The sequence below is a fragment of the Aureimonas populi genome, from assembly GCF_017815515.1.
Classification (GTDB): Bacteria; Pseudomonadota; Alphaproteobacteria; order Rhizobiales; family Rhizobiaceae; genus Aureimonas; species Aureimonas populi.
Genome location: NZ_CP072611.1, coordinates 2,700,200 through 2,726,921 on the forward strand (window position 1 = coordinate 2,700,200; position 26,722 = coordinate 2,726,921).

The following is a 26,722-nucleotide window of genomic DNA, read 5'->3' on the forward strand; positions in this document are numbered from 1 at the left end:
GGGCCGCCCCGGCGCACGATCTAAAGGCAAAGTGTGTTTTCGCCAAGCGAAGCGCCGGTTTGATTTCGCTTTGCCGGGGCATTACGCATCGGGACATCGCAAGAGGGAGTTGCAATCCATGACCGACAAGGCGCTGATCGCGGGAAACTGGAAGATGAACGGGCTTGCCGCCCAACTCGCCGAGCTCGACGCCGTCTGCGCGGCATCGGCGGAGCTGGGCGAGGCTTGCGACCTTCTTCTGTGCCCTCCCGCAACCCTTATTTCGGCGGCGGCCGAGCGCGCGAAGGGACGGATCGCGATCGGCGGGCAGAACTGCCACGCCAGCGAGAGTGGCGCGCATACCGGCGAGATCTCCGCCGAAATGCTGCGCGACGCGCGGGCGAGCCACGTCATTCTCGGCCACTCGGAGCGCCGTGCCGACAATGGCGAGGATGATGCGGTCGTGGCCGCCAAGACGAAGGCCGCCTGGCGCGCCGGTCTTGTGGCCATCGTCTGCGTCGGGGAGACCGAGCAGGAACGCGATGCCGGTTCGACCCTGGAGATCCTGGGGCGGCAGCTCGCGGGTTCGCTGCCTGAAGGCGCGACGCGGGCGAATGCCGTCCTGGCTTACGAACCCGTCTGGGCCATCGGCACGGGGCGCACCCCCACCGTCGAGGAAGTGCGGGAGGTTCACGGCTTCCTTCGCGCGCGGCTGGCGGAGCGTTTCGGCGAGGAGGGCGCGAAGCTGCGCATCCTCTACGGCGGCTCGGTGAAGCCGGCGAACGCCGCCGAGCTTCTGTCCGTGCCCGATGTCGGCGGGGCGCTCGTGGGCGGGGCGAGCTTGAAGGCGGACGATTTCATTGCGATATGCCGGGCATCCCGGCCGGCGTGATCGCTCCCGCGCGTCGAATGCGTTTGGCATAACCCGGCCTCTCCTGTAGAAGGCGCGCGAATTCGAAAAAGAAGTTGCGCGAACAAGCTCATGCAAACCGTTCTCATCGTCGTCCACCTTATCATCGTCATGGCGCTCGTCGTGGTGGTGCTGTTGCAGCGCTCCGAGGGCGGGGCGCTCGGCATCGGAGGCGGCGGGGGCGGGCTGATGAGCGCGCGTGGCGCGGCCAACGCGCTGACGCGCACCACGGCCATCCTCGCCGCGGCCTTCTTCCTCACCTCCATGTCGTTGGCGATCCTCGCCCGTTACGGCGGCAGCCCGACCGACATTCTCGACCGCATCCCGGCCGGGCAGGCGGGGCAGAGCGCGCCGGCCGGCGGCGGCTCGCTTCTCGACCAGCTCGGTGGGCTGCCGGAAGAGGAGGCGCCTGCCGAGCCGGCCCCGGTCGACGTGCCGGCCGGCGGCGCCCCGGTGACGGCACCGCTCGCCCCGGCCGCGCCCGCCCAGCCGCAGGACGGCGGCGTGCCGCTGGGCGCTTCCCCGCAGGAGCCCGCGGCCGAGGCACCGGCCGAGCCCGCCGAGGCTGACCCGGCGGCGCCGGAGGTGGTTTCGCCGCCTGCCGATGCCGAGCCTGCACCTGCCACGCAGCAGTAAGCGTTCACTCGTCAGCGACACCGGAAATCGGGGCGCCTCGGCGCCCCTCTTCGTTTGAGCCGATTTTCGGGCTGGCAGAATTTCGTTCGAGCGAGTATCGGGAAAGCCCATGGCGCGATACATCTTCATCACCGGCGGCGTGGTTTCCTCTCTTGGGAAAGGCATCGCCTCAGCCGCACTCGGGGCTCTGCTCCAGTCGCGGGGCTACAGGGTCCGGCTTCGCAAGCTCGACCCCTATCTCAATGTCGATCCGGGCACGATGAGCCCGACCCAGCACGGCGAGGTCTTCGTGACCGAGGACGGGGCCGAGACCGATCTCGACCTCGGCCATTACGAGCGCTTCACCGGCCGGCCGGCCAACCGGATGGACAACATCACCACCGGGCGCATCTACAAGGAGATCATCGCCAAGGAGCGGCGCGGGGACTATCTCGGCGCGACGGTCCAGGTGATTCCCCACGTCACGGACGCCATCAAGGAATTCATCCTCGACGGAAACGAGGAGTTCGACTTCGTCCTGTGCGAGATCGGCGGCACGGTGGGCGACATCGAGGCGATGCCCTTCATGGAGGCCATTCGCCAGCTCGGAAACGAGCTGCCGCGCAACGGCGCTGTCTACGTGCATCTCACGCTGATGCCCTACATTCCCACCGCCGGGGAACTGAAGACCAAGCCGACGCAGCATTCGGTGAAGGAGCTTCGCTCCATCGGCATCCAGCCCGACATCCTCCTCGTGCGCGCCGACCGGCCGATCCCGAAGGAGGAGCGCCGCAAGATGAGCCTCTTCTGCAATGTGCGGGAGACGGCCGTCATCCAGGCGCTGGACGTGGCCACGATCTACGACGTGCCCATCGCCTACCATAAGGAAGGCCTGGACACGGAAGTGCTGGCCGCCTTCGGCATCGACCCTGCGCCCAAGCCCAAGCTCGAGCGCTGGCACCAGGTGGTCGACGGCATCCGCAACCCGGAAGGCGAAGTGACGATCGCGGTCGTCGGCAAGTATACGGGCCTCAAGGACGCCTACAAGTCGCTGATCGAGGCGCTCCAGCACGGCGGCATCGCCAACAAGGTGCGGGTCAAGCTGGACTGGATCGAGTCGGAGGTCTTCGAGGCGCAGGACCCGACGCCCTATCTGGATCGCGTGAGTGGTATCCTCGTGCCTGGCGGCTTCGGCGAGCGTGGCTCCGAGGGCAAGATTCTCGCGGCCAAGTTCGCACGCGAGCACAAGGTGCCGTATTTCGGCATCTGTTTCGGCATGCAGATGGCCGTCATCGAAGCGGCGCGTTCGCTCGCGGGCATCGAGAAGGCTGCGTCCACGGAGTTCGGCGCGACGGAGGAGCCCGTCGTCGGCCTGATGACCGAGTGGCTGAAGGGCAATGAGCTTGAGACGCGCGCGGAGGCGGGCGATCTGGGCGGGACCATGCGGCTCGGCTCCTATCGGGCCGCATTGAAGGAAGGTTCGCTGATCTCGCAGATCTACGGCTCGAACGAGATCGTCGAGCGCCATCGCCATCGCTACGAGGTCAACCGCGCCTATCGCGAGCGGCTGGAGGCGGCCGGAATGAGCTTTGCGGGCATGTCGCCCGACGGCCTCCTGCCGGAAACCGTCGAGCTGGTGGACCATCCCTGGTTCATCGGCGTGCAGTATCATCCCGAGCTGAAATCGCGCCCCTTCGAGCCGCATCCGCTCTTCGCCTCGTTCATCGAGGCTGCCGTGGAACGCTCGCGGCTCGTATGATGACCGCTCCCCGCAAGCTCGACCATTGCGTTCTCGCCGTTCCGTCGCTCGAGGAGGCGCGCGGCTGGTTCGAGGCGCTCGGCTTTGTCGTCGCTCCCGACGCGCAGCATCCCTTCGGGACCGAGAATGCCTGCGTCTTCCTTGCGGACGGCTCCTATATCGAGCCGCTGGCGGTCGGCCACCGCGAGACCTGCGAGGCCGAGGCCAGGGCGGGCAACGCCTTCATCACGCGCGACCAGGCGCATCGCTTCCGCATCGGAACCCCTTCCTTCTCCTGCGTCGCCTTCGCTTCGCCCGATGCCGACGCGGACCGCGACGACATGCGGGAGGCCGGCTTCGGCGGTGGAGAGAGCCTGGCCTTCGAGCGTCGCTTCAGGACGCCGGACGGCCAGGACGGGCTGGTCGGATTCAAGCTCGCCTTCGCGCGAGACCTGCGCGCGCCCGATGTCGCGTTCTTCACCTGCCAGCCCACGCATGTGCATAAGCCGGACCGCTCCGCGCTGACGCGCCACGCGAACGGCGCCCTCGGCACCGCGCGCCTGGTGATGGCCGAGCCCAACCCCACCGACTTCCAGTATTATCTTCAGCATCTGACAGGCGACCGCGAGATCGAGGCCGATTCCTTTGGGATGACGCTGCGCATGGGCAGAAGCATCCTCGAGGTCGCCACGCCCGAGGCGCTCGCGATCCGCTATGGCGCGGCGCGGGACGAGCGGCGGGGCCTGAGCTTCGAGGGAATCGTTCTGGCCGTGCGCGACTTCGAAGCCGTTCGCAGCTTCGCGCCCCAGGCGGAGGAACGGCATGGCCGGCTGATCGTAAGGCTGGGCGCCGGCGCTTTCGTCGGCTTCGAGAAGGAAAGCGCATGAACGCCAACGCCACAGTGAATGCCCGCGATGTCGTTTTCGACCAGACGGCGCCCTTCGCGCTGATCGCCGGCCCCTGCCAGATGGAGAGCCGCGACCACGCGCTCATGGTGGCCGAGAGGATGAAGCGGATCACCGATGACCTGGGCATCGGCTATGTGTTCAAGGCGAGCTTCGACAAGGCCAATCGAACGAGCCTGTCCGGCCGGCGGGGCATCGGCATCGAGGCCGCGCTGCCCGTCTTCGCGGAAATCCGAGAGACCTTCGGCCTGCCGGTGCTGACCGATGTCCACACACAGGAGCAGTGCCGAATCGTCGGCGAAACCTGCGACATCCTCCAGATTCCGGCCTTTCTCTGCCGCCAGACCGATCTTCTGATCGCCGCCGCGCGCACGGGGCGGATCGTGAATATCAAGAAGGGCCAGTTCCTGGCTCCCTGGGACATGAAGAACGTTCTGGCCAAGGTGACGGAAAGCGGCAACCCCAACGTGCTCCTCACCGAGCGCGGCGCCTCCTTTGGCTACAACACGCTCGTGTCCGATTTCCGCGCGCTGCCGATCATGGCCGGCCTGGGCGCGCCTGTCGTCTTCGACGCCACCCATTCGGTGCAGCAGCCGGGCGGGCAGGGCGGTTCTTCGGGCGGCGAGCGGCGCTTCGTGGAGACGCTGGCGCGCGCGGCCGTCGCGGTCGGCGTGGCGGGCCTTTTCATCGAGACGCATGAGGACCCCGACAACGCGCCCTCGGACGGCCCGAACATGGTGCCGCTCGACAGGATGCCGGAACTCCTCAAGCGCCTTCGGGCGCTGGACGCCGTGGCGAAGGAATTTACCGCTCCGCTGTGAAGCCGGTTCATTCCGCCGCCTCGATACGCTAAACCTCCGCGCAACCCACGCGCGGGGCGCGAGCAGAGGAGAGGCAAAGGCATGACGGCCATCATCGACATCATTGGGCGAGAGATTCTCGACAGCCGTGGAAACCCGACGGTCGAAGTCGACGTCGTCCTCGAGGACGGTTCGATGGGTCGTGCCGCCGTTCCGTCCGGCGCCTCCACCGGCGCGCACGAGGCTGTGGAGCTGCGCGACAAGGACGAGCGGTATCTCGGCAAGGGTGTCGAGCAGGCCGTGCAGGCCGTGAACACCGAAATCCTCGAGGCCATCAGCGGCTACGAGGCGGAGAACCAGCTTCGCATCGACGCCGTCCTGCGCTCTCTCGATGGCACGAAGAACAAGAGCCGCCTCGGCGCCAACGCCATTCTCGGCGTATCGCTGGCGGTGTCGAAGGCCGCCGCCGAGGCGGCCGGCCTGCCGCTCTACCGCTATGTCGGCGGCGCCGCGGCCCATGTGCTTCCGGTGCCGATGATGAACATCATCAATGGCGGCGCCCATGCCGACAATCCGATCGACTTCCAGGAGTTCATGATCATGCCGGTCGGCGCGGAAAGCTTCCGCGAAGGGCTTCGCATGGGAGCCGAAATCTTCCACACGCTGAAGAAAGCCCTGAAGGACGCCGGCCACAACACCAATGTGGGCGACGAGGGCGGTTTCGCGCCCAATATCGGCTCGGCCCGCGAGGCGCTGGACTTCGTTCTCAAATCCATCGAGACGGCCGGCTACAAGCCGGGCCAGGACGTCTATCTGGCGCTCGACTGCGCCTCGACCGAGTTCTTCAAGGACGGTGAATACGATCTTGCGGGCGAGGGCCGCAGGCTGATGAGTGACGAGCTTGCCGCCTATCTCGCGGAACTGACGCGCGACTACCCCATCATCTCTATCGAGGACGGCATGGCCGAGGATGACTGGGCCGGCTGGAAGACGCTGACTGGCAAGATCGGCTCGAAGGTACAGCTCGTCGGCGACGATCTCTTCGTCACGAACTCGGAGCGCCTGCGCGAGGGAATCGCAAAGGGTGTCGGCAATTCGATCCTGGTGAAGGTCAACCAGATCGGCACTCTGTCCGAAACGCTGGATGCGGTGAACGTCGCCCATCGCGCGAACTACACCGCCGTCATGTCCCACCGCTCCGGCGAGACCGAGGACGCGACCATTGCCGACCTCGCGGTCGCGACGAATTGCGGGCAGATCAAGACCGGCTCGCTGGCGCGCTCCGACCGCCTGGCCAAGTACAACCAGCTCCTGCGCATCGAGGAGGAACTGGGCGACCAGGCCGTCTATGCCGGTCGCTCCATCCTGCGAGGAGCCTGACACTCCAGCATGGGGCGGCGCTACCGAGCGTCGCCCCATGCTTAACCCCGGCTTAAGACCGCCCGTGCTGTGATGTGTCCGCGCAGCGGAGCGGACGACATGCAGACCAGGCAGAAACGACAGACGCGGATCGGAAGGCTGATCGTGCCCGCGATCTCGATTCTGTTCCTCGGCTATTTCGCGATCCAGGCACAGTCCGGCCGTTACGGCACGCAAGCCAAGGAAGAGTTCGCGCAATTGCTCGATCAGCGTGAGGCTGAATACGCCAAGCTGCTGCGCCAGCGCGAGCGCTTGGAACAGCGCGTCCAGTTCCTGCAGGACGGGTCGCTTGAACGCGACATGCTCGATGAGCGCACCCGCCGTGCGCTGAGCATGGTAGCGGAAGACGAGATCGTTATTCTCGACCAACCATAGAAGATTAACATCAAGACGGTTAAATACCGATCTTGAACCTAATGCCAGTCAAAATTTTGGCCTCGACTTGTCCGTTGCCGGCGCAGGGTATAGTTCCGCGTCAGATGATCCCTCGACGGATCGGGTCAAGGACAGGATGGCGCTGATGGCTGCGACCAGGCAGAAGGGCGACGAGAGCAGGCCGGGATCGGCCGAGGCCGCGACCTCGGAGATCGTGAAGACGCTGGAACGCCTGGAGACGCCCGCGCCGGCCAGCTTCACCAAGGACGAAGACCTCAACGCCTATCGCGACATGCTGCTGATCCGGCGTTTCGAGGAGAAGGCCGGCCAGCTTTACGGAATGGGCTTCATCGGCGGGTTCTGCCACCTCTATATCGGCCAGGAAGCCGTGGTGGTGGGGATGCAGGCCGCCCTGAAGGAGGGCGACCAGGTCATCACCGGCTATCGCGACCACGGTCACATGCTGGCCACCGGCATGGAAGCGCGCGGCGTGATGGCCGAGCTGACGGGCCGCCGTTCGGGCTACTCCAAGGGCAAGGGCGGCTCGATGCACATGTTCTCCAAGGAGAAGAATTTCTACGGCGGGCACGGCATCGTCGGGGCGCAGGTTTCGCTCGGCACCGGACTTGCCTTCGCGAATCGTTATCGCGGCAATGATTCGGTCTCCGTCACTTATTTCGGCGACGGCGCCGCCAACCAGGGGCAGGTCTACGAGAGCTTCAACATGGCCTCGCTGTGGAAGCTGCCCGTGATCTACGTCATCGAGAACAACCGCTACGCCATGGGTACCTCCGTCAGCCGCGCCAGCGCGGAGACGAATTTCGCCCATCGCGGCATCTCCTTCAAGATTCCTGGCATCCAGGTGGACGGAATGGACGTGCGCGCTGTGAAGGCTGCTGGCGACATGGCCGTGGAGCATTGCCGCACGGGCAAGGGGCCGGTGCTGCTGGAGATGATGACCTATCGCTATCGCGGCCACTCGATGTCGGACCCCGCCAAGTACCGGACCCGCGACGAGGTGCAGAAGATGCGCTCGGAATCGGACCCTATCGAGCAGGTCAAGCAGCGGCTCCTGGAGGCGCATGGTCTGTCGGAGGACGATCTGAAGGCGATCGACAAGGAGGTGCGCGACATCGTGGCCGATTCCGCCGAGTTCGCTCAGAACGACCCGGAGCCGGATGCCTCGGAGCTGTGGACGGACATCTACGCCGACGAGATTCCCCAGGCGGCCGAGTAAGGAGCGCGTCATGCCGACAGAGATTCTGATGCCCGCCCTTTCTCCTACCATGGAAGAGGGAACGCTTTCCAAATGGGTGAAGCAGGAGGGTGACGATGTCGCCCCCGGCGACGTGATCGCGGAGATCGAGACAGACAAGGCGACGATGGAGGTCGAGGCCGTCGACGAGGGCAAGCTCGGCAAGATCCTGGTTGCGGCAGGGACTGAGGGCGTGAAGGTCAATACGCCCATCGCCATCCTGGTGGGCGAGGGCGAGAGCGCGGACGACATCGAAGCCTCGCCGAAGGCCTCCCAGCCGGTGGGCGAGACCGCGAACGACCCGCAGGCGGACAAGGCCGAAAGCGGCGCGAGCCGGACGGCCGAGCGCAAGGCCGACAAGGTGCCCGCGCAGGGCATGGCGCATCCCGAGGCGGAGGACGCCGACGGCGAGGCCCCCGAGGTGCCGGAAGGCACCGAGATGGTGACGCAGACCGTGCGCGAGGCGCTGCGCGATGCGATGGCGCAGGAGATGCGCCGCGACGAGGCCGTGTTCCTGATGGGCGAGGAGGTCGCCGAGTACCAGGGCGCCTACAAGATCAGCCAGGGCCTGCTCGAGGAGTTCGGCGCGCGCCGCGTGGTCGATACGCCGATCACCGAGCATGGCTTTGCCGGCCTCGGCGTCGGCGCCGCCTTTGCGGGCCTGCGTCCCATCGTCGAGTTCATGACCTTCAACTTCTCCATGCAGGCGATCGACCAGATCATCAATTCGGCCGCCAAGACGCTCTACATGGCCGGCGGTCAGATGGGCTGCCCCATCGTCTTCCGTGGCCCCAACGGCGCGGCCGCCCGCGTGGGCGCGCAGCACAGTCAGGATTATGCGGCCTGGTACAGCCACATACCGGGGCTCAAGGTGGTGCAGCCCTACACGGCCGCGGACGCCAAGGGCCTGCTGCGGTCCGCCATCCGCGACCCCAACCCGGTCATTTTCCTCGAAAACGAGATTCTCTACGGCCACTCCTTCGAAGTGCCCAAGCTCGATGACTGGACTGTGCCGATCGGCAAGGCCCGCATCCATCGCAAGGGCACGGACGTGACTATCGTCTCCTTCGGCATCGGCATGACCTATGCGGTCGCCGCGGCCGAGGAACTGGCCAAGGAAGGGATCGACGCCGAGGTGCTGGACCTGCGCACGATCCGCCCGATGGATGTCGATGCCATCGTCCGTTCGGTGAAGAAGACGAACCGCTGCGTGACGGTCGAGGAAGGTTATCCGCAAAGCTCGGTCGGGGCCGAAATCTCGGCCCAGTTGATGACCCGCGCTTTCGACTATCTCGATGCGCCGGTGCTGCGCGTGGCGGGCAAGGATGTGCCCATGCCCTACGCTGCCAATCTGGAAAAGCTGGCACTGCCTTCCGTCAAGGAAGTCATCGATGCGGTGAAGGCGGTCTGCTACCGGGATTGAGGCGAGCCATGTCGGGACTGGCGCAGGGGCAAGACGGCGAAGCGGCGGCGCTGGCCGTGCGCATCGACCGCCACGTCGATGCATCCCCCACCGACCTGTGGACGTGCCTGACCGACCCGGCCTGCTTGAAGGTCTGGCGGCGCGAGAACCTGGAATTCGACGCTCGTGAGGGCGGCGCGTTCCGGGAGCCCTGGACCGATCCGGAAGGGCGCGGGCGGCTGACCCGCGCACAGGTCACGGCCTTTCATCCGCCCAGGGGGTTGGTGATGGTCTGGGCGGATGAGGACTGGTCCTTCGATACGGTGGTCTCGATCTGGATCGAGCCGGCCGGGGCGGGATCGCTCGTCACTGTCGAGCACCAGGGCTGGCAGAGCGCGCCCGAGCGCGAGCGGCAGGCCTTGATGCAGAATCATGAAAGCGGATGGTCGAACCATCTGGCAAATTGGGCGACCCACGCCGAGAGCCTCGAAGGCCGGCGGAAGGGCGACTGAGGAGACGTTCGCGCCATGCCGATCAATGTCACGATGCCCGCGCTTTCGCCGACCATGGAGGAGGGAAACCTCGCCAAATGGCTGGTGAAGGAAGGCGACAAGGTTTCCTCGGGCGACATCATCGCCGAGATCGAGACCGACAAGGCCACGATGGAAGTCGAGGCGGTCGATGAAGGAACCGTCGCGAAGATCCTCGTGCCGGCGGGAACGGAGGGCGTGAAGGTCAACGCGGTGATCGCGGTCCTTGCCGGGGAGGGTGAGGACTTGTCTGCCGCCGCCTCCGGTGGCTCCGAGCCGTCGCAGCCGAAGGTGGACGATGCTGCGGCAGCCGGGAAGGCGCCCGGAAAGCCGGAAAGCCGCGCGCCGGAAACGGCTGCGAAGGCCGAGGGCGGAGGGGGCAAGGCCGAAGCCGGGGAGTCCGCCAAGGGGGAGCGCGTCTTCGCCTCGCCGCTGGCGCGCCGGATCGCCAAGGATCAGGGCGTCGACCTGTCGGCCGTGAAGGGCAGCGGCCCGAACGGCCGAATCGTGAAGGCGGACGTGGAAGCGGCTGCAAAGGGCGGCGCTGTGCAGAAGCCTGATGCCGCTCCTGCGCCGAAGGCCGATGCTCCGGCTCCCGCCGTCGCGCCGGCCAAGGGCCCGAGCGACGACCAGATCCGCAAGCTGTTCCCGGAAGGGTCCTACGAGGAGATTCTGCACGACGGCATGCGCAAGACCATCGCCAAGCGCCTGGTCGAATCCAAGCAGACCGTCCCGCACTTCTACCTGTCGCTGGACTGCGAGCTCGACGCGCTGCTTGCCTTGCGCAAGCAGTTGAACGATGCCGCGCCGACGGTGAAGGTGGAGGCGGGCGAGAAGCCGGCCTACAAGCTTTCAGTCAACGACCTCGTCATCAAGGCCATGGCCATGGCGCTGAAGGCCGTGCCGGACGCGAACGCATCCTGGACGGAAACGGCGATCCTGCGACACAAGCACGCCGATGTCGGGGTCGCGGTATCCATCGAAGGCGGCCTCATCACGCCGATCGTGCGGCGGGCGGATGAGAAGACGCTCTCGACCATCTCCAACGAGATGAAGGATCTGGCTCGGCGCGCGCGGGCACGCAAGCTGAAGCCGGAAGAGTACCAGGGCGGCACCACGGCGGTCTCCAACCTCGGCATGTTCGGCATCAAGAACTTCGCGGCCGTCATCAACCCGCCTCACGCGACCATCCTGGCCGTGGGGGCAGGCGAGCAGCGGGCGGTCGTGAAGGGGGGGGAAGTCAAGGTGGCGACGGTCATGTCGGTGACGCTCTCCACCGACCACCGCGCCGTGGACGGTGCGCTGGGCGCCGAGCTCCTGTCGGCTTTCAAGCAGCTCATCGAGAACCCGATGGGAATGCTTGTCTGATTCAGCGAGCCGGAACCCAAGCAGCTTGAAAGGCGCCTCTCATGGCTGACACCTACGACATCCTCGTCATCGGCGGCGGGCCCGGCGGCTATGTGGCAGCCATTCGCGCTGCCCAGCTCGGCTTCAAGACGGCGGTGGTGGAGCGCGAGCACCTCGGCGGCATCTGCCTGAACTGGGGCTGCATCCCCACCAAGGCCCTGCTGCGTTCGGCGGAAATCTTCCATTATGCCGAGCATGGCGAGAGCTACGGGCTGACGATCGAAAAGCCGGGCTTCGACATCGGCGCCGTGGTCAAGCGCTCGCGCGGTGTCTCCGCGCAACTGAACGGCGGCGTCGGCTTCCTGCTCAAGAAGAACAAGGTCGATGTGATCTGGGGCGAGGCCAAAATCGCCAAGGCCGGCAAAGACGGCCCGGTCGAGGTCGAGGTGGGCGCCTCGAAGAAGCCTGTCGTCGAGCCGCAGAACCCGGTTCCGAAAGGCGTTCTGGGGCACGGCACCTACAAGGCCCGTCATGTCATCGTCGCCACCGGCGCGCGTCCGCGCGTCCTGCCCGGCATCGAGCCGGACGGTGAGCGCATCTGGACCTATTTCGAGGCGATGAAGCCCAAGGCCATGCCTCGCTCGCTGATCGTGATGGGATCGGGCGCCATCGGCATCGAATTCGCGTCCTTCTACCGCACGATGGGCGCGGAGGTGACGGTGGTGGAGCTTCTGCCGCAGGTCCTGCCCGTCGAGGACGCGGAAATCGCCGCGGTGGCGCGAAAGCAGTTCGAGAAGCAGGGCATGAAGATCCTGACGGACGCCAAGGTGGCGAAGGTGGTCAAGCTCGGCGACGGCGTGGAAGTGACCGTCGAAATCGGCGGAAAGTCCGAAGTGCTGAAGGCCGAGCGGCTGATCTCGGCGGTCGGCGTACAGGGCAACACCGAGGGGCTGAACCTCGAGGGCGTGGGCGTGAAGGTGGAGCGCGGTATCATCGCGGTGGACGGCGCCGGCCGAACCAATGTGGAGGGCATCTACGCCATCGGCGATGTCGCGGGCGCGCCGATGCTTGCCCACAAGGCCGAGCACGAGGGCACGATCTGCGTCGAGGCGATCAAGGGTCTTGAGACGCACCCGATGAAGAAGACGCAGATTCCCGGCTGTACCTATTGCCAGCCGCAGGTGGCCAGCGTCGGCCTGACGGAAGCGAAGGCCAAGGAAAGCGGGCGCGAGATCAAGGTGGGCCGGTTCAAGTTCCAGGCCAACGGCAAGGCCATCGCGCTGGGCGAGCCGGAAGGGCTTGTGAAAACGATCTTCGATGCCAGGACGGGCGAACTGCTTGGCGCCCACATGGTGGGAGCGGAAGTCACCGAGTTGATCCAGGGCTTCGTCATCGCCATGGGGCTGGAGACGACGGAGGAGGAACTGATCCACTCGGTCTTCCCGCATCCCACGCTTTCGGAAATGATGCATGAGAGCGTGCTGGATGCGTATGGACGCGCAATTCACATGTAAAGTCGCCGCCAGGCCGCTCACGCGGCCGGGCCCTACTTGCCCTTCTTCGCAATGCGCTATCTTGTTTGACGAGCAGTTCTCAAACGGAGGCGTATATGGGTTGGCTGGCAGCAATCATCGTGGGAGGCATCGCCGGATGGCTGGCGGAGCAGTTCATGAAGAGCGACATGGGGCTTTTCATGAATATCATTCTCGGCATCGTCGGGGCGGTCTTCCTCAACTTCCTACTGGCAATCCTCGGGTTGACGGACTGGCAGGCGGGGGCAAGCTTCTCGTTGTCGTATCTGATCGTCGGCTTCATAGGCGCCTGCATTCTCATCGCTATCTTCCGCGCTTTCCGCGGCCGGAGGGTCTGACGGCGATTGCATCGCCCTTGGACCAAGCTTAGTTGAGGTCCGATGGTCACGTTGCTCGATAACCGTGGCGCGGCCGGGGCAAAGCCCCGGCCGCGCCACCCCGAAAAGGCTCATCGTCCTGATACGGAGAGCCTCCCCAAGCCCGACTGGATCCGGGTGAAGGCGCCGGTTTCGCCCGGCTATTTCGAAACGCGCGAAATCGTCAAATCCAACAAGCTCGTCACGGTGTGCGAGGAGGCCGGCTGCCCCAATATCGGGGGGTGCTGGGAAAAGAAGCACGCGACCTTCATGATCATGGGGGGCATCTGCACGCGCGCCTGCGCGTTCTGCAATGTCGCCACCGGAATGCCCAATGCGCTGGACGAGGGGGAGCCGGCCAGCGTTGGCCGTGCCGTCGCCTCCATGGGGCTGAACCATGTCGTGATCACCTCGGTGGACCGGGACGACCTTGCCGATGGGGGGGCCGAGCATTTCGCCCGCACCATCCGCGCCATTCGCGCATCCGCGCCCGGCACGACCATCGAAATTCTGACGCCCGACTTCCTGCGCAAGCCGGGCGCGCTCGAAGTGGTGGTGGCGGCCAAGCCGGATGTGTTCAACCACAATCTGGAGACCGTGCCGTCGAACTACCTGACGGTGCGGCCCGGCGCGCGCTATTTCCATTCGATCCGCCTGCTCCAGCGCGTCAAGGAACTCGACCCGACGATCTTCACCAAGTCGGGCATCATGGTGGGCCTCGGCGAGGAGCGGAACGAGGTGCTGCAGCTCATGGACGATCTGCGCACGGCCGATGTCGATTTCATCACCATCGGCCAGTATCTCCAGCCGACGAAGAAGCACCACCCGGTGAAGCGCTATGTGACGCCGGAGGAGTTCAAGTCCTACGAAACGGTCGCCTATACCAAGGGCTTCCTCGTCGTCGCCTCGAGCCCGCTCACCCGCTCCTCGCACCATGCGGGAGACGATTTCGAGAAGTTGAAGGCGGCGCGCCTGTCCCGGCAGAGGGCGGCGTAATCGCCCCATGCCGACCTTCCAGAACACCCGCATCGTTCCGCATGCGCCGCAGGAGATGTTCGATCTCGTCGCCGATGTCGAGCGGTATCCGGATTTCCTGCCACTCTGCAAGGCGCTGGAGGTCCGGTCCCGGCGCGAGCGGGGCGAGAAGACGCTGCTCGTCGCCGACATGACGGTCGCCTACAAGATGGTGCGGGAGACCTTCACCTCGCAGGTGCTCCTGAAGCCGGCGGAGAAGGAAATCGAGACCAAGTACATCGACGGTCCCTTTCGCTATCTCGACAATCTGTGGCGTTTCGAGCCGGCCCCCGAGGGCTGCGCGGTGAATTTCTACATCGATTACGAGTTCCGCAGCCGTACGCTCGGCCTTCTCATGGGCTCCATGTTCGACTACGCGTTCCGCCGCTTCGCGGCCGCGTTCGAGGAGCGCGCCCGGATCATCTACGGTGAAGGCGCACCCTCGGCTCCTTAGCGCTCGAGAAGCTGTTCCAGGATGCCGAGGGCGGTCTCCACACTGGCGTTCCGGATGCCAGCGCGGCCGAGATCGCCGAAGCGCTTCTCCACATGGTGGACGTGGCCGTCCACGGCGCCCGCGAAATGAACGAGACCGACCGGCTTGCGCTCCGTTCCCCCGCCGGGGCCCGCGACGCCGGTGACGGAGACGGAAAGCTGCGCGCGGGACGCAGCCAGAGCGCCCTTCGCCATCGCCTGCGCGACCAGTTTCGAAACGGCGCCTTCCGTTTCGATCAATGCGGGATCGATGTCGAGAAGCTCTGCCTTGGCCGCGTTGGAATAGGTCACGAAGCCCCGGTCGACGACTTTCGATGATCCGGGAATTTCGGTGAGCAGGGCGGCGACGAGGCCGCCGGTGCAGGATTCCGCCGTGGCGATCCGGGTGCCGCGTGCGCCTGCGCGTTCGATCAGCAGGGCGGCGCGCTTCAACAGCGCGTCATCGAACCCGCTCATGCATCCATCCCGTAAAGGACCGTCGCCGTCGCGATCGCCGCGATTCCCTCGCGCCGTCCCACGAAGCCGATCGTCTCGTTGGTCGTGGCCTTGACCGAGACGCGATCGAGCGAGATGCCCAGCATCCGTGCGATGGCCTCTCGCATCGCCAGGCGGTGCCCAGCGATCTTCGGGGCTTCGCAGATGAGAGTGATATCGGCATTGGCGATGCGTCCGCCATGCTCGCCGACGAGGCGCGCGGCATGGTGCACGAATCGGTCGGAGGAGGCGCCGCGCCATTGCGGGTCCGAGGGCGGAAAATGATCGCCTATATCTCCGGCTCCACAGGTGGCGAGCAGGGCGTCGGTGAGGGCGTGAAGCCCCACATCGGCATCCGAGTGGCCATCCAGCCTCTGGTCGTGTTCGATACGCACGCCGCAGAGCGTGACATGGTCTCCCGGAACGAGGCGATGCACGTCGTAGCCGTTTCCGGTGCGTGGATCGAGCATTGCGGAGGCCTTTCTCAAGCGTAGATTGGCGGCCGCGATATCGGCCGCCAGCGTGAGCTTCACATTGTCCGGGGAGCCTTCCACAAGGCGCACGGTGAGGCCAGCCCATTCGGCGAGCGCTGCGTCGTCTGTGAAATCGAAGCGCCCGGCCGAGAAGGCCGCTTCATGAGCTGCGAGGATCGGGCCGAAGGGAAAGCCCTGCGGGGTCTGTGCGGCATAAAGGCCGGCTCGGGAAACCGTTTCGCCCACCGTTCCGTCGGCCGCCGCGCGCTTGAGCGTGTCCGCCACGGGAATGGCGGGCAAGGAAGCGGTGTCCTGCCCAACGGAGGTCGCGACCCTGCGGATGAGACTGGGACCAGCGAAGGGGCGGACCGCATCGTGTATGAGCACGACGGAAGGAGGATTCTCGCGCAGGGCCCGCAATCCGGCGAGCACCGAGCCCTGTCGAGTGGACTCCCCAAGGGCGAGCCGCACCTGTCCCTCGAACTCGCCGCAGGCGGCCTGGAACAGCGCTTTGTCCTCGGGATGGATGACCACGACGACCGTCGCGATCTCCGGCATGGAGAGAACGGCGCGCAAGGAGTGCCAGATGACCGCCTTTCCGGCGAGCAGGCGATATTGCTTCGGCCCGCTGGCCGGATCGCCAGCACGCTCTCCTCGGCCGCCTGCGACTAGAATGAGCGCGGTGTCGGTTGTCGTCATGGCGCCTCGCGATGGTAAGTTCGCGCCATCGACCACGAGTCCGCCCTGAAGGGCAAGCGTGCGCTCTGTTCTGCCAGCTATGCGTCCTTGCATCGCTGTTATGCATTCCGTACTGCCTTTAAATGCGGATGATGATTGTCTTTTGAGCATGCCGCGATAAGGTCCAGCCGATGATGAAGATCGTATCAGTTGAGGCCAAGGCGGTTCCGCCGAGCCAGTTGGCTGTCGGACCCATACGCCTGTCATCCAGCGTCTTCCTGGCTCCTTTGTCCGGCATCTCCGACGTTCCGTTTCGTCGCCTGGCACGCCGATTCGGGGCGGGCCTCGTCTTTTCCGAGATGGTTGCGAGCGGGGAGCTTCTGAAAGGCAGCTCCGATAGCCTGCAGCGCGCCATGAGCGACGGGGCCGGGCTTCATGCCGTGCAACTCGCCGGGCGTGATGCGCGCACGATGGGGGAGGCCGCGGCGCGGCTGGCGGGCGAAGGCGCCGACCTTATCGACATCAATTTCGGATGCCCCGCGAAGAAGGTCGTGGGCGGTATGTCGGGCTCGGCCCTGATGCGCGAACCGGAACTGGCGCTTCGGATCGTGGAGGCGGCTGTCGCCGGCGCGCGAGCCGTCCCGGTGACGGTGAAGATGCGGCTCGGCTGGGATCGCGACTCGTTGAACGCCTCGGAGATCGCGCGGGGCGCCGAACGGGTCGGCGCTCGGATGGTCACGGTTCACGGACGCACGCGCGACCAGTTCTACGGGGGGCAGGCGGACTGGGCGGCGATCTCCGGGATCAGCCGGGCCGTTTCGATTCCCGTCGTCGCCAATGGCGATCTCGTTCGGGCCGATCAGGAGGCGCCGATGCGCGCCGCCAGCGGCTGCGACGCGGTGATGATCGGGCGCGGCGCCTGCGGGCGCCCTTGGTTCCCCGGCCTCGTGGCGGGCGCCGTCTCGAGAAGCGATCTGGAGCAGGTGCAACTCGCGGACATCGTGGTCGAGCACTACGAATCCATGCTGTCTCACTACGGGGCGCAGGCTGGCTTTCGCCATGCCCGCAAGCACCTGGGCTGGTATCTCGACAGGCTCGCAGCGGCCTTCGGCCCCGAATGCGCGTCGGCGCGTGCCGAGCTCCTGCGCGAGAGCGATCCCGCTCGCGTGGTGGCAGCCCTTCGCGTGATCTTCGGCGGCGTGACGCCGGCCGATGTCGAATTCAACCCACGCGCCCAATGGCGAGAGGCAGCCTAATGGTTTCGTCAAGCTGCATTCTTGAAGTTTGGGCTGAACGGCGTCCTTGTTTGGAGGATGGCCCAGACGACATTTACGCGCCGCCGTGCGAGGGCGATGACGGCTTGGTTGTGGCGTTTTCCCTCGGTTCTCTTTCGGTCGTAGAAGGCGCGGCTTTCCGGGTCTGCGAGAGCGTTGAAAGCGGACTGGAAGAAGACGCGTTTGAGGGTTTTGTCGCCTCCGGTGGATCGTCGGACGGTTCTGGATTTCCCGGACTGGCGCAGGACGGGAGTGAGCCCGGCGGCGGCTGCGAGTGCATCGGCGGAACGGAATCGGGTGGCCGAGCCGACGCAGGCGATGAAGTCTGCCGTGAGCACGGCCCCCATCCCCGGCAGGCTGCGGATGAGGGCCGCATCAGGGTGGCAATCGAGAAGGAGCTCAAGATCGGCATCGATGCGGTCGCGCTGCGCACGGGCGGCCAGCGCCTCGGTGGCGAGGTCCTTGACCAGTCTGGCGCGGGTTTGGGCGCCGGGCACGTCGATGGCCTGCGCCTTGGCCAGGGTGACGGCCTCTTCGGCCATGGCGTCAGCGCCCCGCATGCGCGGATAGGCTTTCGTGAGCTGGCGTGCGAGGCGTTCGGGCTTGGCGTCGCGCAGCTCGTGCGGAGCGGCGAACAGGCTCAGGAAGACGAGGCCGGCCTTGGTCCTCACGTCGATGCGCCGCTCCAGCGCCGGAAAGAGCGAGGAAGTAAGGTCGCGCAAACGCGCGAGACGTCTGGTCTGATCGACGACGACCTCGCGACGTCGGCCGACGAGCAGACGGATGTCGACGTTGATCTCGGTTTCGACCTCCACCGGCCGCAGGTCCATGCGGGTTCGCGCCAGATCGGCGATGGTCGCGGCGTCACGGGGATCGGACTTGTTCTCGCCGCCGCGTGTTCCCTGCCGGGCTCGGTTGACCGCAAGGCCGGGCGTGTGAACAACCCGGAAGCCCGCTTCGGCCAGCATTGCACAGAGCAGAGTGGCGCAGCCGCCGAGCAGGTCGAGCGCGACCGTGACGCTTGCGGCATCCGGCGCGGACAGTTCGCTGATCAACGCCTCGATGCCTTCCGGGTCGTTCCTGACAGCATGGCTGAAGATGGCCTTTGCGTCCGAGCTGATAGCGCAGGCCCAATGGATGTCCTTGGCGGCGTCGATACCGACGTAAAGGTGCATGCTTTCCTCCCTGATGCGTCCTCCTTTGAGCGGCAACCTTCCCACGCCGTCCTCGCCCTACACAGCGATCAATCGCAGAGCCTAATCAGCGGTCGGGTCAGGTGTGGAGACCGGGCGGTTCTGCCTCCCGAGCCATCGAGGGCGGCCAGCATGATAGCCATACCCGGTCCCCTGCCTTCCGACATCTTCGGTCATAAGAACCGCGCCGAAAAGGCAGATGTCGAAATGCACTTCATTGGTAGGGCCGCATGAACGCCGTATCCACGTCTTCCGCCAAGCTCGATCATTATGGTGTCCTGAACGCGCTGCCTCATCCGGTCGTCGTCATCAACGGCGAGGGGCACTTCGATTTCGCGAACTCAGATGCCGAGCAGTTCTTCGGGGCGGGCGCCGCCTATCTGGCGCGCCGCCGGCTGAGCGACTTCGTGCCCGCCGACAGCCCGTTGTTCTCGCTGATGGAGCAGGTGCGCAAGGATCGCTCACGCATCGCGGAGTACCGGGTGGACCTTTCCTCGCCGCGCCTCGGCGCGGAGCGCGTCGTCGATCTCTACGTGTCGGGAATGCCCGACCAGCCCGGCCACGTCGTTCTGATGATCCAGCTTCGCTCCATCGCCGAGAAGATGGACCGGCAGTTGACCCACCGCTCGGCAGCCCGTTCCGTGACGGGGCTGGCGGCCATGCTGGCGCACGAGATCCGCAATCCGCTATCGGGCATCAAGGGCGCGGCGCAGCTTCTGGAGAGTGCGGCGAGCGACGAGGACCGCATCCTGACGCGCCTGATCCAGGAAGAGAGCGACCGGATCGTGAAGCTGGTCGATCGCATGGAGGTCTTCTCCGACCAGCGGCCGGTGGAGCGCTCGGCGGTCAACATCCACTCCGTGCTGGAGCATGTGAAGACGCTGTCGCGCAGCGGCTTTGCCCGCGACGTGCGCATTCTGGAAACCTACGATCCCTCGCTCCCGCCGGTCTACGCCAATCGCGATCAACTCGTTCAGGTGTTCCTGAACCTGATCAAGAATGCCAGCGAGGCCGTCGCCGATCTCGATGCGCCTGAAATCCGCCTTTCGACGGCGTTCCGTCCAGGCGTTCGCCTGTCGGTGCCCGGCTCGAAGTCCCGCATCAGCCTTCCGCTCGAATTCACGGTGGAAGACAACGGGGCGGGCATACCGGACGATATCAGGGAAAACATCTTCGACCCGTTCGTCACCACGAAGCCGAGCGGCTCGGGCCTTGGCCTTGCCCTCGTCGCCAAGATCGTGGGCGACCATGGCGGGGTCATCGAATGTGATTCGCAGCCCGGGCATACGAGCTTCCGTGTCCTGATGCCGGCGTGGAACGACGATCTGGGAATGATGACGCAGGACAGCGGCGATAAGGGGAGGGCCGACTGATGGCATCCGCTCAGATTCTAGTTGCGGACGACGACGCCGCGATCCGCACCGTGCTTTCGCAAGCGCTTCTGCGATCGGGCTACGAGGTGCGCGTCACCTCCAACATCGCCACGCTCTGGCGCTGGATCTCGGCCGGCGATGGCGACCTCGTCATCACCGACGTCCTGATGCCGGACGGCAACGTCTTCGACATGCTGCCGCGCTTCAAGAACACGCGGCCGGATCTGCCCGTCGTGGTGATGAGCGCGCAGAACACCTTCATGACAGCGGTGAAGGCCTCCGAACGCGGCGCCTACGACTATGTGCCCAAGCCATTCGATCTCGGGGAACTGGTGTCGATCGTTCGCCGGGCCCTGTCGGAGCCGAAGGCCGCGGCGCGTGCGGAAGGGGGCGACGACGCCGATTCCATGCCGCTGGTGGGACGCTCGCCCGCCATGCAGGACATCTATCGCGCTCTGGCCCGCATGATGCAGACGGACCTGACCGTGCTGATCACCGGCGAGTCCGGCACCGGCAAGGAACTCGTCGCCCGTGCGCTCCACGATTACGGCCGTCGCCGGAAGGGCCCGTTCGTCGCGATCAATATGGCGGCGATTCCGCGAGACCTGATCGAATCGGAATTGTTCGGGCACGAGAAGGGCGCTTTCACCGGCGCGCAGGCCCGCACCAGCGGCCGTTTCGAGCAGGCCGAAGGCGGCACGCTCTTCCTGGACGAGATCGGCGACATGCCGATGGAGGCGCAGACGCGTCTCCTGCGTGTTCTTCAGCAGGGCGAGTACACCGTGGTCGGCGGCCGGACCGCGATCGCCACGGATGTGCGGATCGTCGCGGCCACCAACAAGGATTTGCGCCAGCTCATCCAGCGGGGGCTGTTCCGCGAGGATCTGTTCTACCGCCTGAATGTCGTTCCGCTGCGCCTGCCGCCCTTGCGCGAGCGCATCGAGGACATTCCCGATCTGTCCCGACATTTCTTCGCCATGGTGGAGAAGGAAGGCCTGCCGCGAAAGACCCTGAGCCAGGGCGCGCTGGACGTGATGCGGCGCTATGGCTGGCCGGGCAATGTGCGCGAGCTGGAGAACCTGATCCGCCGCCTGTCTGCGCTCTACCCGCAGGAGGAGATTTCCGCCGCCATCGTGGAGCACGAGATCGCGGCGGACTTCATCCGCCCCGGTGCCGAGGAGCAGGGCAACGGAAAGCCGGTCGATCTCTCCGCCTCCGTCGAGCGGTATCTGGCCGACTATTTCACCTCCTTCGGCAACGATCTGCCACCGCCGGGTCTCCACGGCCGTGTCCTGCGAGAGGTGGAGTACCCGCTGATCGCTGCAGCATTGGCCGCGACACGCGGAAACCAGGTGAAGGCGGCCGACCTCCTGGGTGTGAACCGCAACACGCTGCGCAAGAAAATCCGCGATCTCGATGTGATGGTCGTGCGCTCCGTGAGGTAATTTTTCCGATCTCGTTGCAAATCCGCCTCATTATGTAGCAATCGTGCCACTGATTCTCGTGGACGGCGGCTCATGACGGCACAGCAGATACAGGCGGAGGGAGATGTGCCGTTCCTGAAGGAGCGGCGCCGCTTCATGCTCATTCCGGGCGTGCTTGTGGTCGTCGGCGCTTTGGTGACGGGCGCCATCTCCTTCGTCGTCCTGATGGGCCTCACGGCCATCGCGCCAACGGACACCGTGGTCACGGTCGCGACCGTGGTGAATGGCGGCTTCGTGCTGCTACTGTGCGCCATGATCTGGCGCGAGGTGGCCCGCATGGTGCGCGCGCGCAGCCAGGGCCGCGCGGCTTCCCGCCTTCACGTGCGCATCGTCGTGCTCTTCTCCATCGTCGCGGCGCTTCCCGCGCTGCTCGTGGCGATCGTCGCAGGCATCACGCTCGATCTCGGCCTCGACCGCTGGTTCGAGATGCGCACGCGGGCCATCGTCGATTCCTCCATCAGCGTGGCGCGCGCCTATGTGAACGAGAATGCGCGCAATCTGCAGGGTTCGACCCTGTCCATGGCCTACGATCTGAGCGCCCAGCGCCGGCTCTACGACCTCGACCGCACCGGCTTCCAGCAGCTCATGACCGAGCAGGCGAGGGGGCGCTCGCTGCTCGGAGCCCAGTTGCTGCGCGACGATGGAACGCCCTTCCTGCGCGCGGACGTGCCGGTGGAGCGCCCCCTGCCGGTGCCGCCGGAGGATGCGCTGGTGCAGGCGCGCGAAGGCAATCTCGTCTTCATTCCGCCGGGCGTGACCAATCTGGTGGGCGCGGTCGCGCGCCTCAACCAGTTCGGCGACGTCTTCCTCTACACAGTCCGCGCGGTCGACCCCGAGGTCATCGCCGCGATGCGGCTGATGGAGGAGCGGACTGCGGAATATTCTGCGCTGGAGGCCAACAGGTTCGGCCTTCAGGTGGCCTTCGCGCTACTCTATATCGGGATCACGCTGATCGTGCTCCTCTCGGCGATCTGGACGGGCATCGGCGTCGCCGATCGTCTCGTGCGCCCGATCCGCCTCCTGATCGGCGCGGCCGACGAGGTCAGCGGCGGCAATCTCGCCGTCTCCGTTCCGGTGCGCGCCTCCGATGGCGATGTGGGCTCCCTGTCCAACACCTTCAACAACATGATCCTCCAACTGCGCAGCCAGCGTAGTGAGTTGATCAACGCCAAGGACGTGATCGACGAGCGGCGTCGCTTCACCGAAGCCGTTCTCTCGGGCGTGACGGCCGGGGTCATCGGCGTGAAGGGCGACGGCACGATCTCGATGATGAATCCTTCGGCCGAGCGCATCCTCTCCATTCGCTCCGAGGACGCGGTGGGTCGCCCGCTGGGCGCGCTCTATCCGCAGATCGCCTCGATCCACCAGGCCGCCGGTTGCTCGCGAAAGGCCGAGTATCAGGAGCAGATCAAGCAGCGCGACCGCGTGCTCGACATTCGCGTGACCTCCGAAGGCACGGCTGATGGCGCCCATTCGAGCGTGGTCACGCTGGACGACATCACCGATCTCGTCGAGGCGCAGCGCTCCTCCGCCTGGGCGGACGTCGCGCGGCGCATCGCCCACGAGATCAAGAACCCGCTGACGCCGATCCAGCTTTCCGCCGAGCGAATCCGCCGCCGCTACGGCAAGAAGGTCGAGGACGACCGAGAGGTCTTCGACCGCTGCGTCGATACCATCGTCCGGCAAGTGTCCGATATCGGCCGCATGGTGGATGAATTCTCCACTTTCGCCCGTATGCCCAAGCCTGCCATGGAAGAGCGCGACCTGCGCGAGGCGCTGCAGGAGGCCGTCTTCATGCGCGAGATGGGCGACCACGGAATCGCCTTCTCCAGCGACTTCGGATCGCAGCCGCTGCACGGCTCCTATGATATCCGGCTTCTTTCCCAGGCCTTCGGGAATGTGGTGAAGAACGCGGTGGAATCGGTGGAGAGCGTTCACGAGGGCGGCGGCGGGAGCATTTCGATCACGGTCTCCCATGAGCCGGGCTTCCATATCGTCGAGATCGCCGACAATGGGCGTGGTTTTCCGCAGGAGGATCGCGAACGGCTTCTGGAGCCCTATATGACGACGCGCGAGAAGGGGACGGGGCTCGGCCTCGCCATCGTTCGCAAGATCGTCGAGGAACACGGCGGGACCATCGAGCTTGGGGACGCCAGGGACGGGCAGGGCGCGCTTGTGCGCATCAGGCTCCCGGCAACGGAGTCCGAACGGTTGGATTCATCCGTCACGAACAACACAAAAAAACTGGGTGAGCACTGATGGCATCGGACATCCTTATCGTCGATGACGAAGCCGATATTCGCGAGCTGGTCGCGGGCCTTCTGGAAGACGAAGGGCACGAGACGCGTATCGCGGCCAATTCCGACGCGGCCCTCGCCGCGATCGCCGACCGTGTGCCCCGGCTGATCTTCCTTGACATCTGGTTGCAGGGCAGCCGGCTCGACGGGCTGGACCTACTGGACGCGATCAAGTCGCAGCACCCGGAAGTGCCCGTCGTAATGATCTCGGGCCACGGCAATATCGAGACGGCGGTCTCCGCCATCAGGCGCGGCGCCTACGACTATATCGAGAAGCCCTTCAAGGCCGACCGTCTCGTGCTCATCGCCGAGCGTGCGCTGGAAACCTCGAAGCTGAAGCGCGAGGTCTCCGAGTTGCGCCGGCGCTCGTCCGATTTCGCCGAGCTGATCGGCCGTTCGCAGCCGATGAACCAGTTGCGAACCGCCATCGAGCGCGTTGCGCCGACGAACAGCCGAATCATGATCCTGGGCCCGTCCGGCTCGGGCAAGGAGATGGTGGCCCGGGCGATCCACGCGGCTTCCGCGCGCGCCAAGGGGCCCTTCGTCGCGCTGAACGCTGCTGCGATCACCCCGGAGCGGATGGAGACGGAGCTGTTCGGCACGGAAACGCCACCCGGCGTCGAGCGCAAGGTGGGCGCGTTCGAGGAAGCGCATGGCGGCGTGCTCTATCTCGACGAGGTCGGCGACATGCCCCGGGAGACGCAGAACAAGATTCTGCGCGTGCTTACCGAGCAGACCTTCGAGCGCGTGGGCGGCACCAAGCGGGTGAAGGTGGACGTGCGCATCATCTCTTCCACCGCGCAGAACCTGGAGTCGCTGATCGCGGAAGGCTCCTTCCGGGAGGATTTGTATCATCGCCTGTCGGTCGTCCCGATCGCGGTGCCGCCACTGGCGGAGCGCCGCGCCGACATTCCGCTTCTCATCGAGGCGTTCATGAAGCAGATCGCCGAGCAGACGGGCATCCGGCCGAAGGAGATCAGCCCGGAGGCCATGGCGGTGCTCCAGTCCAGCGACTGGCCCGGCAACATCCGGCAGCTACGCAACAATATCGAGCGCCTGATGATCCTGTCGCGGCAGGACGACGGCGCGGCGATCTCGGCCGACATGCTGCCCAACGAGGTCTCCGACATGCTGCCCAGAACACCCAGCCAGTCGGACGGGCGCATCATGGCGCTGCCGCTGCGCGATGCGCGCGAGGTCTTCGAGAAGGAGTATCTCGTGGCGCAGATCAACCGCTTCGGTGGCAATATCTCGCGCACGGCCGAGTTTGTCGGCATGGAGCGTTCGGCCCTTCATCGCAAGTTGAAGTCACTCGGCATCTGAGGTCGGCGGCAGAGGAAATCCCATGCGGATCGTCATCTGTGGCGCCGGCCAGGTCGGCTACGGCATCGCGCAGCGGCTCGCTGCGGAGGGCCACGACCTTTCGGTGATCGATACCGCGCCCGCTCTCATCGAGCGGGTGCGAGAAACGATAGACGCGCGGGCGATCGTCGGCCATGGCGCCCATCCCGAGGTGCTGGCCGAGGCGGGGGCCAACGAGGCGGACATGCTCATCGCTGTCACCCTGCATGACGAGGTCAACATGGTGGCCTGCCAGGTCGCCCACACGATCTTCGAGGTTCCCACCAAGATCGGCCGCATCCGTTCTCAATCCTACCTTCGCTCCCATGTGCAGGACCTTTTCACCGATGATGCGGTTCCCATCGACGTCATCATCTCGCCCGAGGTGGAGGTGGGCGAGGTCATTCTGCGCAGGATCGCGATGCCCGGCGCGGTGGACGTGGTGCATTTCGCGGGCGACGCGATCGTCATGGTAGGCATAGAGTGCCAGCCGGACTCGCCCCTCCTGGGCGTTTCGCTGCGCGATCTGAGCACGCGCCATGCCGATCTCGGCGCCACCACCGTCGGCATCGTCCGGGGCGAGCGCCTCCTGATTCCCGATAGCGAAACCGCTCTCCAGCCGGGCGATCTCGCCTATGTGGTTGCGGACGGGCGGGAGATCGGCCGCGTCCTCGAAATCTTCGGCCACAAGGAGCCGAAGGCGGGGCGGATCGTCATCGCGGGTGGAGGCAGCATCGGCTATTACGTCGCCCGGCAGATGGAAAAGCGCGAGATGTCCACCCGCCTGCGGGTGATCGAGGCAGGGCGCGAGCGGGCGATGGAGATTTCGGAACGCCTGCGCCAGACCATCGTGCTCAATGGCAGCGCGCTGGACCATGCCATTCTGAACGAGGCCGACGCGGACGATGCCGACCTCATGGTGGCCGTGACCAACGACGACCAGGTCAACCTCCTGTCGAGCGTCATGGCCAAGCAGCTCGGCTGCCGCTCGTCGCTCGCGCTCGTCACCGACCCGACCTTCCAGGCGCTCACGCACACGCTGGGCATCGACGCCTATGTGAATCCGCGGCAGGTAACGATCTCGCGTGTCTTGCAGCATGTGCGTCGCGGGCGCATACGTGCGGTGCATTCCGTTCAGAACGGCCTTGCGGAGATCATCGAGGCCGAGGCGCTGGAAACCTCGCCTCTGGTCGGGCAGGCGCTGAAGGACCTGGCTCTGCCGGACGGTCTGCGCATCGGCGGCATCTGCCGGGAGGGGCGGTTCATCCGGCCGGTAGGAGAAACGCGCATCCGCGCGCAGGACCGCGTAGTGATCTTTGCGGCCGCCGGCGCCATCAGGAAGGTCGAGCAGATGTTTCGCGTCAGCCTCGAGTTCTTTTGAGTTGGAATATGACAATCTCGCCGATGTGAGTTGAAACGGAACGGCTCGCATCGGATGGCTGCCCGTCTACGGTGCGGGGTGAAGC

General features: G+C 65.7%; 24 protein-coding genes. 21 read left to right on the plus strand and 3 right to left on the minus strand.

Annotated features, from left to right (window positions below; translation table 11 throughout):
• The first annotated feature begins 118 nt into the window (after nucleotides 1-118).
• From tpiA to J7654_RS12795, 15 genes are all read left to right on the plus strand, one after another.
• Nucleotides 119-871, plus strand: a complete 753-nt coding sequence (tpiA, locus tag J7654_RS12725; protein WP_209740520.1) for a triose-phosphate isomerase — start codon at nucleotides 119-121, stop codon at nucleotides 869-871.
• Between the two features lie 90 nt (nucleotides 872-961).
• The gene (gene secG / locus J7654_RS12730; RefSeq protein ID WP_209736278.1) at nucleotides 962-1,525 is read left to right on the plus strand and encodes a preprotein translocase subunit SecG; all 564 of its coding nucleotides are present in this window, start codon (nucleotides 962-964) and stop codon (nucleotides 1,523-1,525) included.
• Nucleotides 1,526-1,634: 109 nt separating this feature from the next.
• Nucleotides 1,635-3,263, plus strand: coding sequence for a CTP synthase (locus J7654_RS12735; RefSeq protein ID WP_209736279.1), 1,629 nt, complete (start codon nucleotides 1,635-1,637; stop codon nucleotides 3,261-3,263).
• Nucleotides 3,260-4,129, plus strand: coding sequence for a VOC family protein (locus J7654_RS12740; RefSeq protein WP_209736280.1), 870 nt, complete (start codon nucleotides 3,260-3,262; stop codon nucleotides 4,127-4,129). The genes J7654_RS12735 and J7654_RS12740 overlap by 4 nt, the downstream gene beginning before the upstream one ends.
• On the plus strand, nucleotides 4,126-4,968 hold the full coding sequence (gene kdsA / locus J7654_RS12745) for a 3-deoxy-8-phosphooctulonate synthase (protein WP_209736281.1): 843 nt from the start codon (nucleotides 4,126-4,128) through the stop codon (nucleotides 4,966-4,968). The genes J7654_RS12740 and kdsA overlap by 4 nt, the downstream gene beginning before the upstream one ends.
• An 81-nt stretch (nucleotides 4,969-5,049) precedes the next feature.
• Complete coding sequence (gene eno, locus J7654_RS12750) at nucleotides 5,050-6,327, plus strand: phosphopyruvate hydratase (protein ID WP_209736282.1); 1,278 nt, start codon at nucleotides 5,050-5,052, stop codon at nucleotides 6,325-6,327.
• A gap of 99 nt (nucleotides 6,328-6,426) precedes the next feature.
• Nucleotides 6,427-6,741, plus strand: coding sequence for an FtsB family cell division protein (locus J7654_RS12755; protein ID WP_209736283.1), 315 nt, complete (start codon nucleotides 6,427-6,429; stop codon nucleotides 6,739-6,741).
• Between the two features lie 145 nt (nucleotides 6,742-6,886).
• Nucleotides 6,887-7,978, plus strand: a complete 1,092-nt coding sequence (gene pdhA / locus J7654_RS12760) for a pyruvate dehydrogenase (acetyl-transferring) E1 component subunit alpha (RefSeq protein ID WP_209736284.1) — start codon at nucleotides 6,887-6,889, stop codon at nucleotides 7,976-7,978.
• A 10-nt stretch (nucleotides 7,979-7,988) separates the two neighbouring features.
• Nucleotides 7,989-9,419: a pyruvate dehydrogenase complex E1 component subunit beta gene (locus J7654_RS12765; RefSeq protein ID WP_209736285.1), complete on the plus strand. Its 1,431-nt coding sequence runs from the start codon at nucleotides 7,989-7,991 to the stop codon at nucleotides 9,417-9,419.
• Nucleotides 9,420-9,427: 8 nt separating this feature from the next.
• Entirely contained in the window at nucleotides 9,428-9,910 is a 483-nt protein-coding gene (locus J7654_RS12770) for an SRPBCC family protein (RefSeq protein WP_209736286.1), read from the plus strand.
• A 15-nt stretch (nucleotides 9,911-9,925) separates the two neighbouring features.
• The gene (locus J7654_RS12775; RefSeq protein WP_209736287.1) at nucleotides 9,926-11,296 is read left to right on the plus strand and encodes a pyruvate dehydrogenase complex dihydrolipoamide acetyltransferase; all 1,371 of its coding nucleotides are present in this window, start codon (nucleotides 9,926-9,928) and stop codon (nucleotides 11,294-11,296) included.
• A 41-nt stretch (nucleotides 11,297-11,337) separates the two neighbouring features.
• Nucleotides 11,338-12,789 (plus strand): dihydrolipoyl dehydrogenase, encoded by a 1,452-nt coding sequence (lpdA, locus tag J7654_RS12780; RefSeq protein ID WP_209736288.1) that lies wholly within the window; start codon nucleotides 11,338-11,340, stop codon nucleotides 12,787-12,789.
• Between the two features lie 95 nt (nucleotides 12,790-12,884).
• Nucleotides 12,885-13,145 carry a GlsB/YeaQ/YmgE family stress response membrane protein gene (locus J7654_RS12785; RefSeq protein ID WP_209736289.1) on the plus strand — a complete coding sequence of 87 codons (261 nt, stop codon included), beginning with the start codon at nucleotides 12,885-12,887 and terminating at the stop codon, nucleotides 13,143-13,145.
• Between the two features lie 42 nt (nucleotides 13,146-13,187).
• The gene (lipA, locus tag J7654_RS12790; protein WP_209736290.1) at nucleotides 13,188-14,159 is read left to right on the plus strand and encodes a lipoyl synthase; all 972 of its coding nucleotides are present in this window, start codon (nucleotides 13,188-13,190) and stop codon (nucleotides 14,157-14,159) included.
• 7 nt (nucleotides 14,160-14,166) lie between these two features.
• Nucleotides 14,167-14,631, plus strand: coding sequence for a type II toxin-antitoxin system RatA family toxin (locus tag J7654_RS12795; protein ID WP_209736291.1), 465 nt, complete (start codon nucleotides 14,167-14,169; stop codon nucleotides 14,629-14,631).
• Here the strand turns inward: J7654_RS12795 and J7654_RS12800 are convergent.
• Nucleotides 14,628-15,125, minus strand: a complete 498-nt coding sequence (locus J7654_RS12800; RefSeq protein WP_209736292.1) for a CinA family protein — start codon at nucleotides 15,123-15,125, stop codon at nucleotides 14,628-14,630. The genes J7654_RS12795 and J7654_RS12800 overlap by 4 nt on opposite strands.
• Nucleotides 15,122-16,465 carry a bifunctional 2-C-methyl-D-erythritol 4-phosphate cytidylyltransferase/2-C-methyl-D-erythritol 2,4-cyclodiphosphate synthase gene (locus J7654_RS12805; protein ID WP_377946577.1) on the minus strand — a complete coding sequence of 448 codons (1,344 nt, stop codon included), beginning with the start codon at nucleotides 16,463-16,465 and terminating at the stop codon, nucleotides 15,122-15,124. The genes J7654_RS12800 and J7654_RS12805 overlap by 4 nt, the downstream gene beginning before the upstream one ends.
• A 23-nt stretch (nucleotides 16,466-16,488) precedes the next feature.
• Here J7654_RS12805 and dusB point away from each other — a divergent pair, with 23 nt between their 5' ends.
• Nucleotides 16,489-17,550, plus strand: coding sequence for a tRNA dihydrouridine synthase DusB (gene dusB / locus J7654_RS12810; protein WP_209740522.1), 1,062 nt, complete (start codon nucleotides 16,489-16,491; stop codon nucleotides 17,548-17,550).
• Nucleotides 17,551-17,558: 8 nt separating this feature from the next.
• On the opposite strand, the gene J7654_RS12815 is transcribed toward dusB, so the two are convergent.
• Complete coding sequence (locus J7654_RS12815; RefSeq protein ID WP_245195490.1) at nucleotides 17,559-18,788, minus strand: IS110 family RNA-guided transposase; 1,230 nt, start codon at nucleotides 18,786-18,788, stop codon at nucleotides 17,559-17,561.
• Nucleotides 18,789-18,991: 203 nt separating this feature from the next.
• Here J7654_RS12815 and J7654_RS12820 point away from each other — a divergent pair, with 203 nt between their 5' ends.
• The 5 genes from J7654_RS12820 (at nucleotide 18,992) to trkA (ending at nucleotide 26,637) form a co-directional block, all read left to right on the plus strand.
• The gene (locus tag J7654_RS12820) at nucleotides 18,992-20,134 is read left to right on the plus strand and encodes a two-component system sensor histidine kinase NtrB (protein WP_209736294.1); all 1,143 of its coding nucleotides are present in this window, start codon (nucleotides 18,992-18,994) and stop codon (nucleotides 20,132-20,134) included.
• Entirely contained in the window at nucleotides 20,134-21,579 is a 1,446-nt protein-coding gene (gene ntrC / locus J7654_RS12825) for a nitrogen regulation protein NR(I) (protein ID WP_209736295.1), read from the plus strand. Before J7654_RS12820 ends, ntrC begins: the two co-directional genes overlap by 1 nt.
• A 72-nt stretch (nucleotides 21,580-21,651) precedes the next feature.
• Nucleotides 21,652-23,877: a sensor histidine kinase NtrY-like gene (locus J7654_RS12830; RefSeq protein ID WP_209736296.1), complete on the plus strand. Its 2,226-nt coding sequence runs from the start codon at nucleotides 21,652-21,654 to the stop codon at nucleotides 23,875-23,877.
• Complete coding sequence (gene ntrX / locus J7654_RS12835) at nucleotides 23,877-25,238, plus strand: nitrogen assimilation response regulator NtrX (RefSeq protein ID WP_209736297.1); 1,362 nt, start codon at nucleotides 23,877-23,879, stop codon at nucleotides 25,236-25,238. The genes J7654_RS12830 and ntrX overlap by 1 nt, the downstream gene beginning before the upstream one ends.
• A gap of 22 nt (nucleotides 25,239-25,260) precedes the next feature.
• The gene (gene trkA, locus J7654_RS12840; protein WP_209736298.1) at nucleotides 25,261-26,637 is read left to right on the plus strand and encodes a Trk system potassium transporter TrkA; all 1,377 of its coding nucleotides are present in this window, start codon (nucleotides 25,261-25,263) and stop codon (nucleotides 26,635-26,637) included.
• Nucleotides 26,638-26,722 lie beyond the last annotated feature (85 nt).

Excerpts from the sequence above, each read along its gene's own strand:
- tpiA (WP_209740520.1), top strand. The coding sequence starts at position 119 with ATGACCGACAAGGCGCTGATCGCGGGAAACTGGAAGATGAACGGGCTT.
- secG (WP_209736278.1), top strand. The coding sequence starts at position 962 with ATGCAAACCGTTCTCATCGTCGTCCACCTTATCATCGTCATGGCGCTC.
- J7654_RS12735 (WP_209736279.1), top strand. The coding sequence starts at position 1,635 with ATGGCGCGATACATCTTCATCACCGGCGGCGTGGTTTCCTCTCTTGGG.
- J7654_RS12740 (WP_209736280.1), top strand. The coding sequence starts at position 3,260 with ATGATGACCGCTCCCCGCAAGCTCGACCATTGCGTTCTCGCCGTTCCG.
- kdsA (WP_209736281.1), top strand. The coding sequence starts at position 4,126 with ATGAACGCCAACGCCACAGTGAATGCCCGCGATGTCGTTTTCGACCAG.
- eno (WP_209736282.1), top strand. The coding sequence starts at position 5,050 with ATGACGGCCATCATCGACATCATTGGGCGAGAGATTCTCGACAGCCGT.
- J7654_RS12755 (WP_209736283.1), top strand. The coding sequence starts at position 6,427 with ATGCAGACCAGGCAGAAACGACAGACGCGGATCGGAAGGCTGATCGTG.
- pdhA (WP_209736284.1), top strand. The coding sequence starts at position 6,887 with ATGGCTGCGACCAGGCAGAAGGGCGACGAGAGCAGGCCGGGATCGGCC.
- J7654_RS12765 (WP_209736285.1), top strand. The coding sequence starts at position 7,989 with ATGCCGACAGAGATTCTGATGCCCGCCCTTTCTCCTACCATGGAAGAG.
- J7654_RS12770 (WP_209736286.1), top strand. The coding sequence starts at position 9,428 with ATGTCGGGACTGGCGCAGGGGCAAGACGGCGAAGCGGCGGCGCTGGCC.
- J7654_RS12775 (WP_209736287.1), top strand. The coding sequence starts at position 9,926 with ATGCCGATCAATGTCACGATGCCCGCGCTTTCGCCGACCATGGAGGAG.
- lpdA (WP_209736288.1), top strand. The coding sequence starts at position 11,338 with ATGGCTGACACCTACGACATCCTCGTCATCGGCGGCGGGCCCGGCGGC.
- J7654_RS12785 (WP_209736289.1), top strand. The coding sequence starts at position 12,885 with ATGGGTTGGCTGGCAGCAATCATCGTGGGAGGCATCGCCGGATGGCTG.
- lipA (WP_209736290.1), top strand. The coding sequence starts at position 13,188 with ATGGTCACGTTGCTCGATAACCGTGGCGCGGCCGGGGCAAAGCCCCGG.
- J7654_RS12795 (WP_209736291.1), top strand. The coding sequence starts at position 14,167 with ATGCCGACCTTCCAGAACACCCGCATCGTTCCGCATGCGCCGCAGGAG.
- J7654_RS12800 (WP_209736292.1), bottom strand. The coding sequence starts at position 15,125 with ATGAGCGGGTTCGATGACGCGCTGTTGAAGCGCGCCGCCCTGCTGATC.
- J7654_RS12805 (WP_377946577.1), bottom strand. The coding sequence starts at position 16,465 with ATGCTCAAAAGACAATCATCATCCGCATTTAAAGGCAGTACGGAATGC.
- dusB (WP_209740522.1), top strand. The coding sequence starts at position 16,489 with ATGAAGATCGTATCAGTTGAGGCCAAGGCGGTTCCGCCGAGCCAGTTG.
- J7654_RS12820 (WP_209736294.1), top strand. The coding sequence starts at position 18,992 with ATGAACGCCGTATCCACGTCTTCCGCCAAGCTCGATCATTATGGTGTC.
- ntrC (WP_209736295.1), top strand. The coding sequence starts at position 20,134 with ATGGCATCCGCTCAGATTCTAGTTGCGGACGACGACGCCGCGATCCGC.
- J7654_RS12830 (WP_209736296.1), top strand. The coding sequence starts at position 21,652 with ATGACGGCACAGCAGATACAGGCGGAGGGAGATGTGCCGTTCCTGAAG.
- ntrX (WP_209736297.1), top strand. The coding sequence starts at position 23,877 with ATGGCATCGGACATCCTTATCGTCGATGACGAAGCCGATATTCGCGAG.
- trkA (WP_209736298.1), top strand. The coding sequence starts at position 25,261 with ATGCGGATCGTCATCTGTGGCGCCGGCCAGGTCGGCTACGGCATCGCG.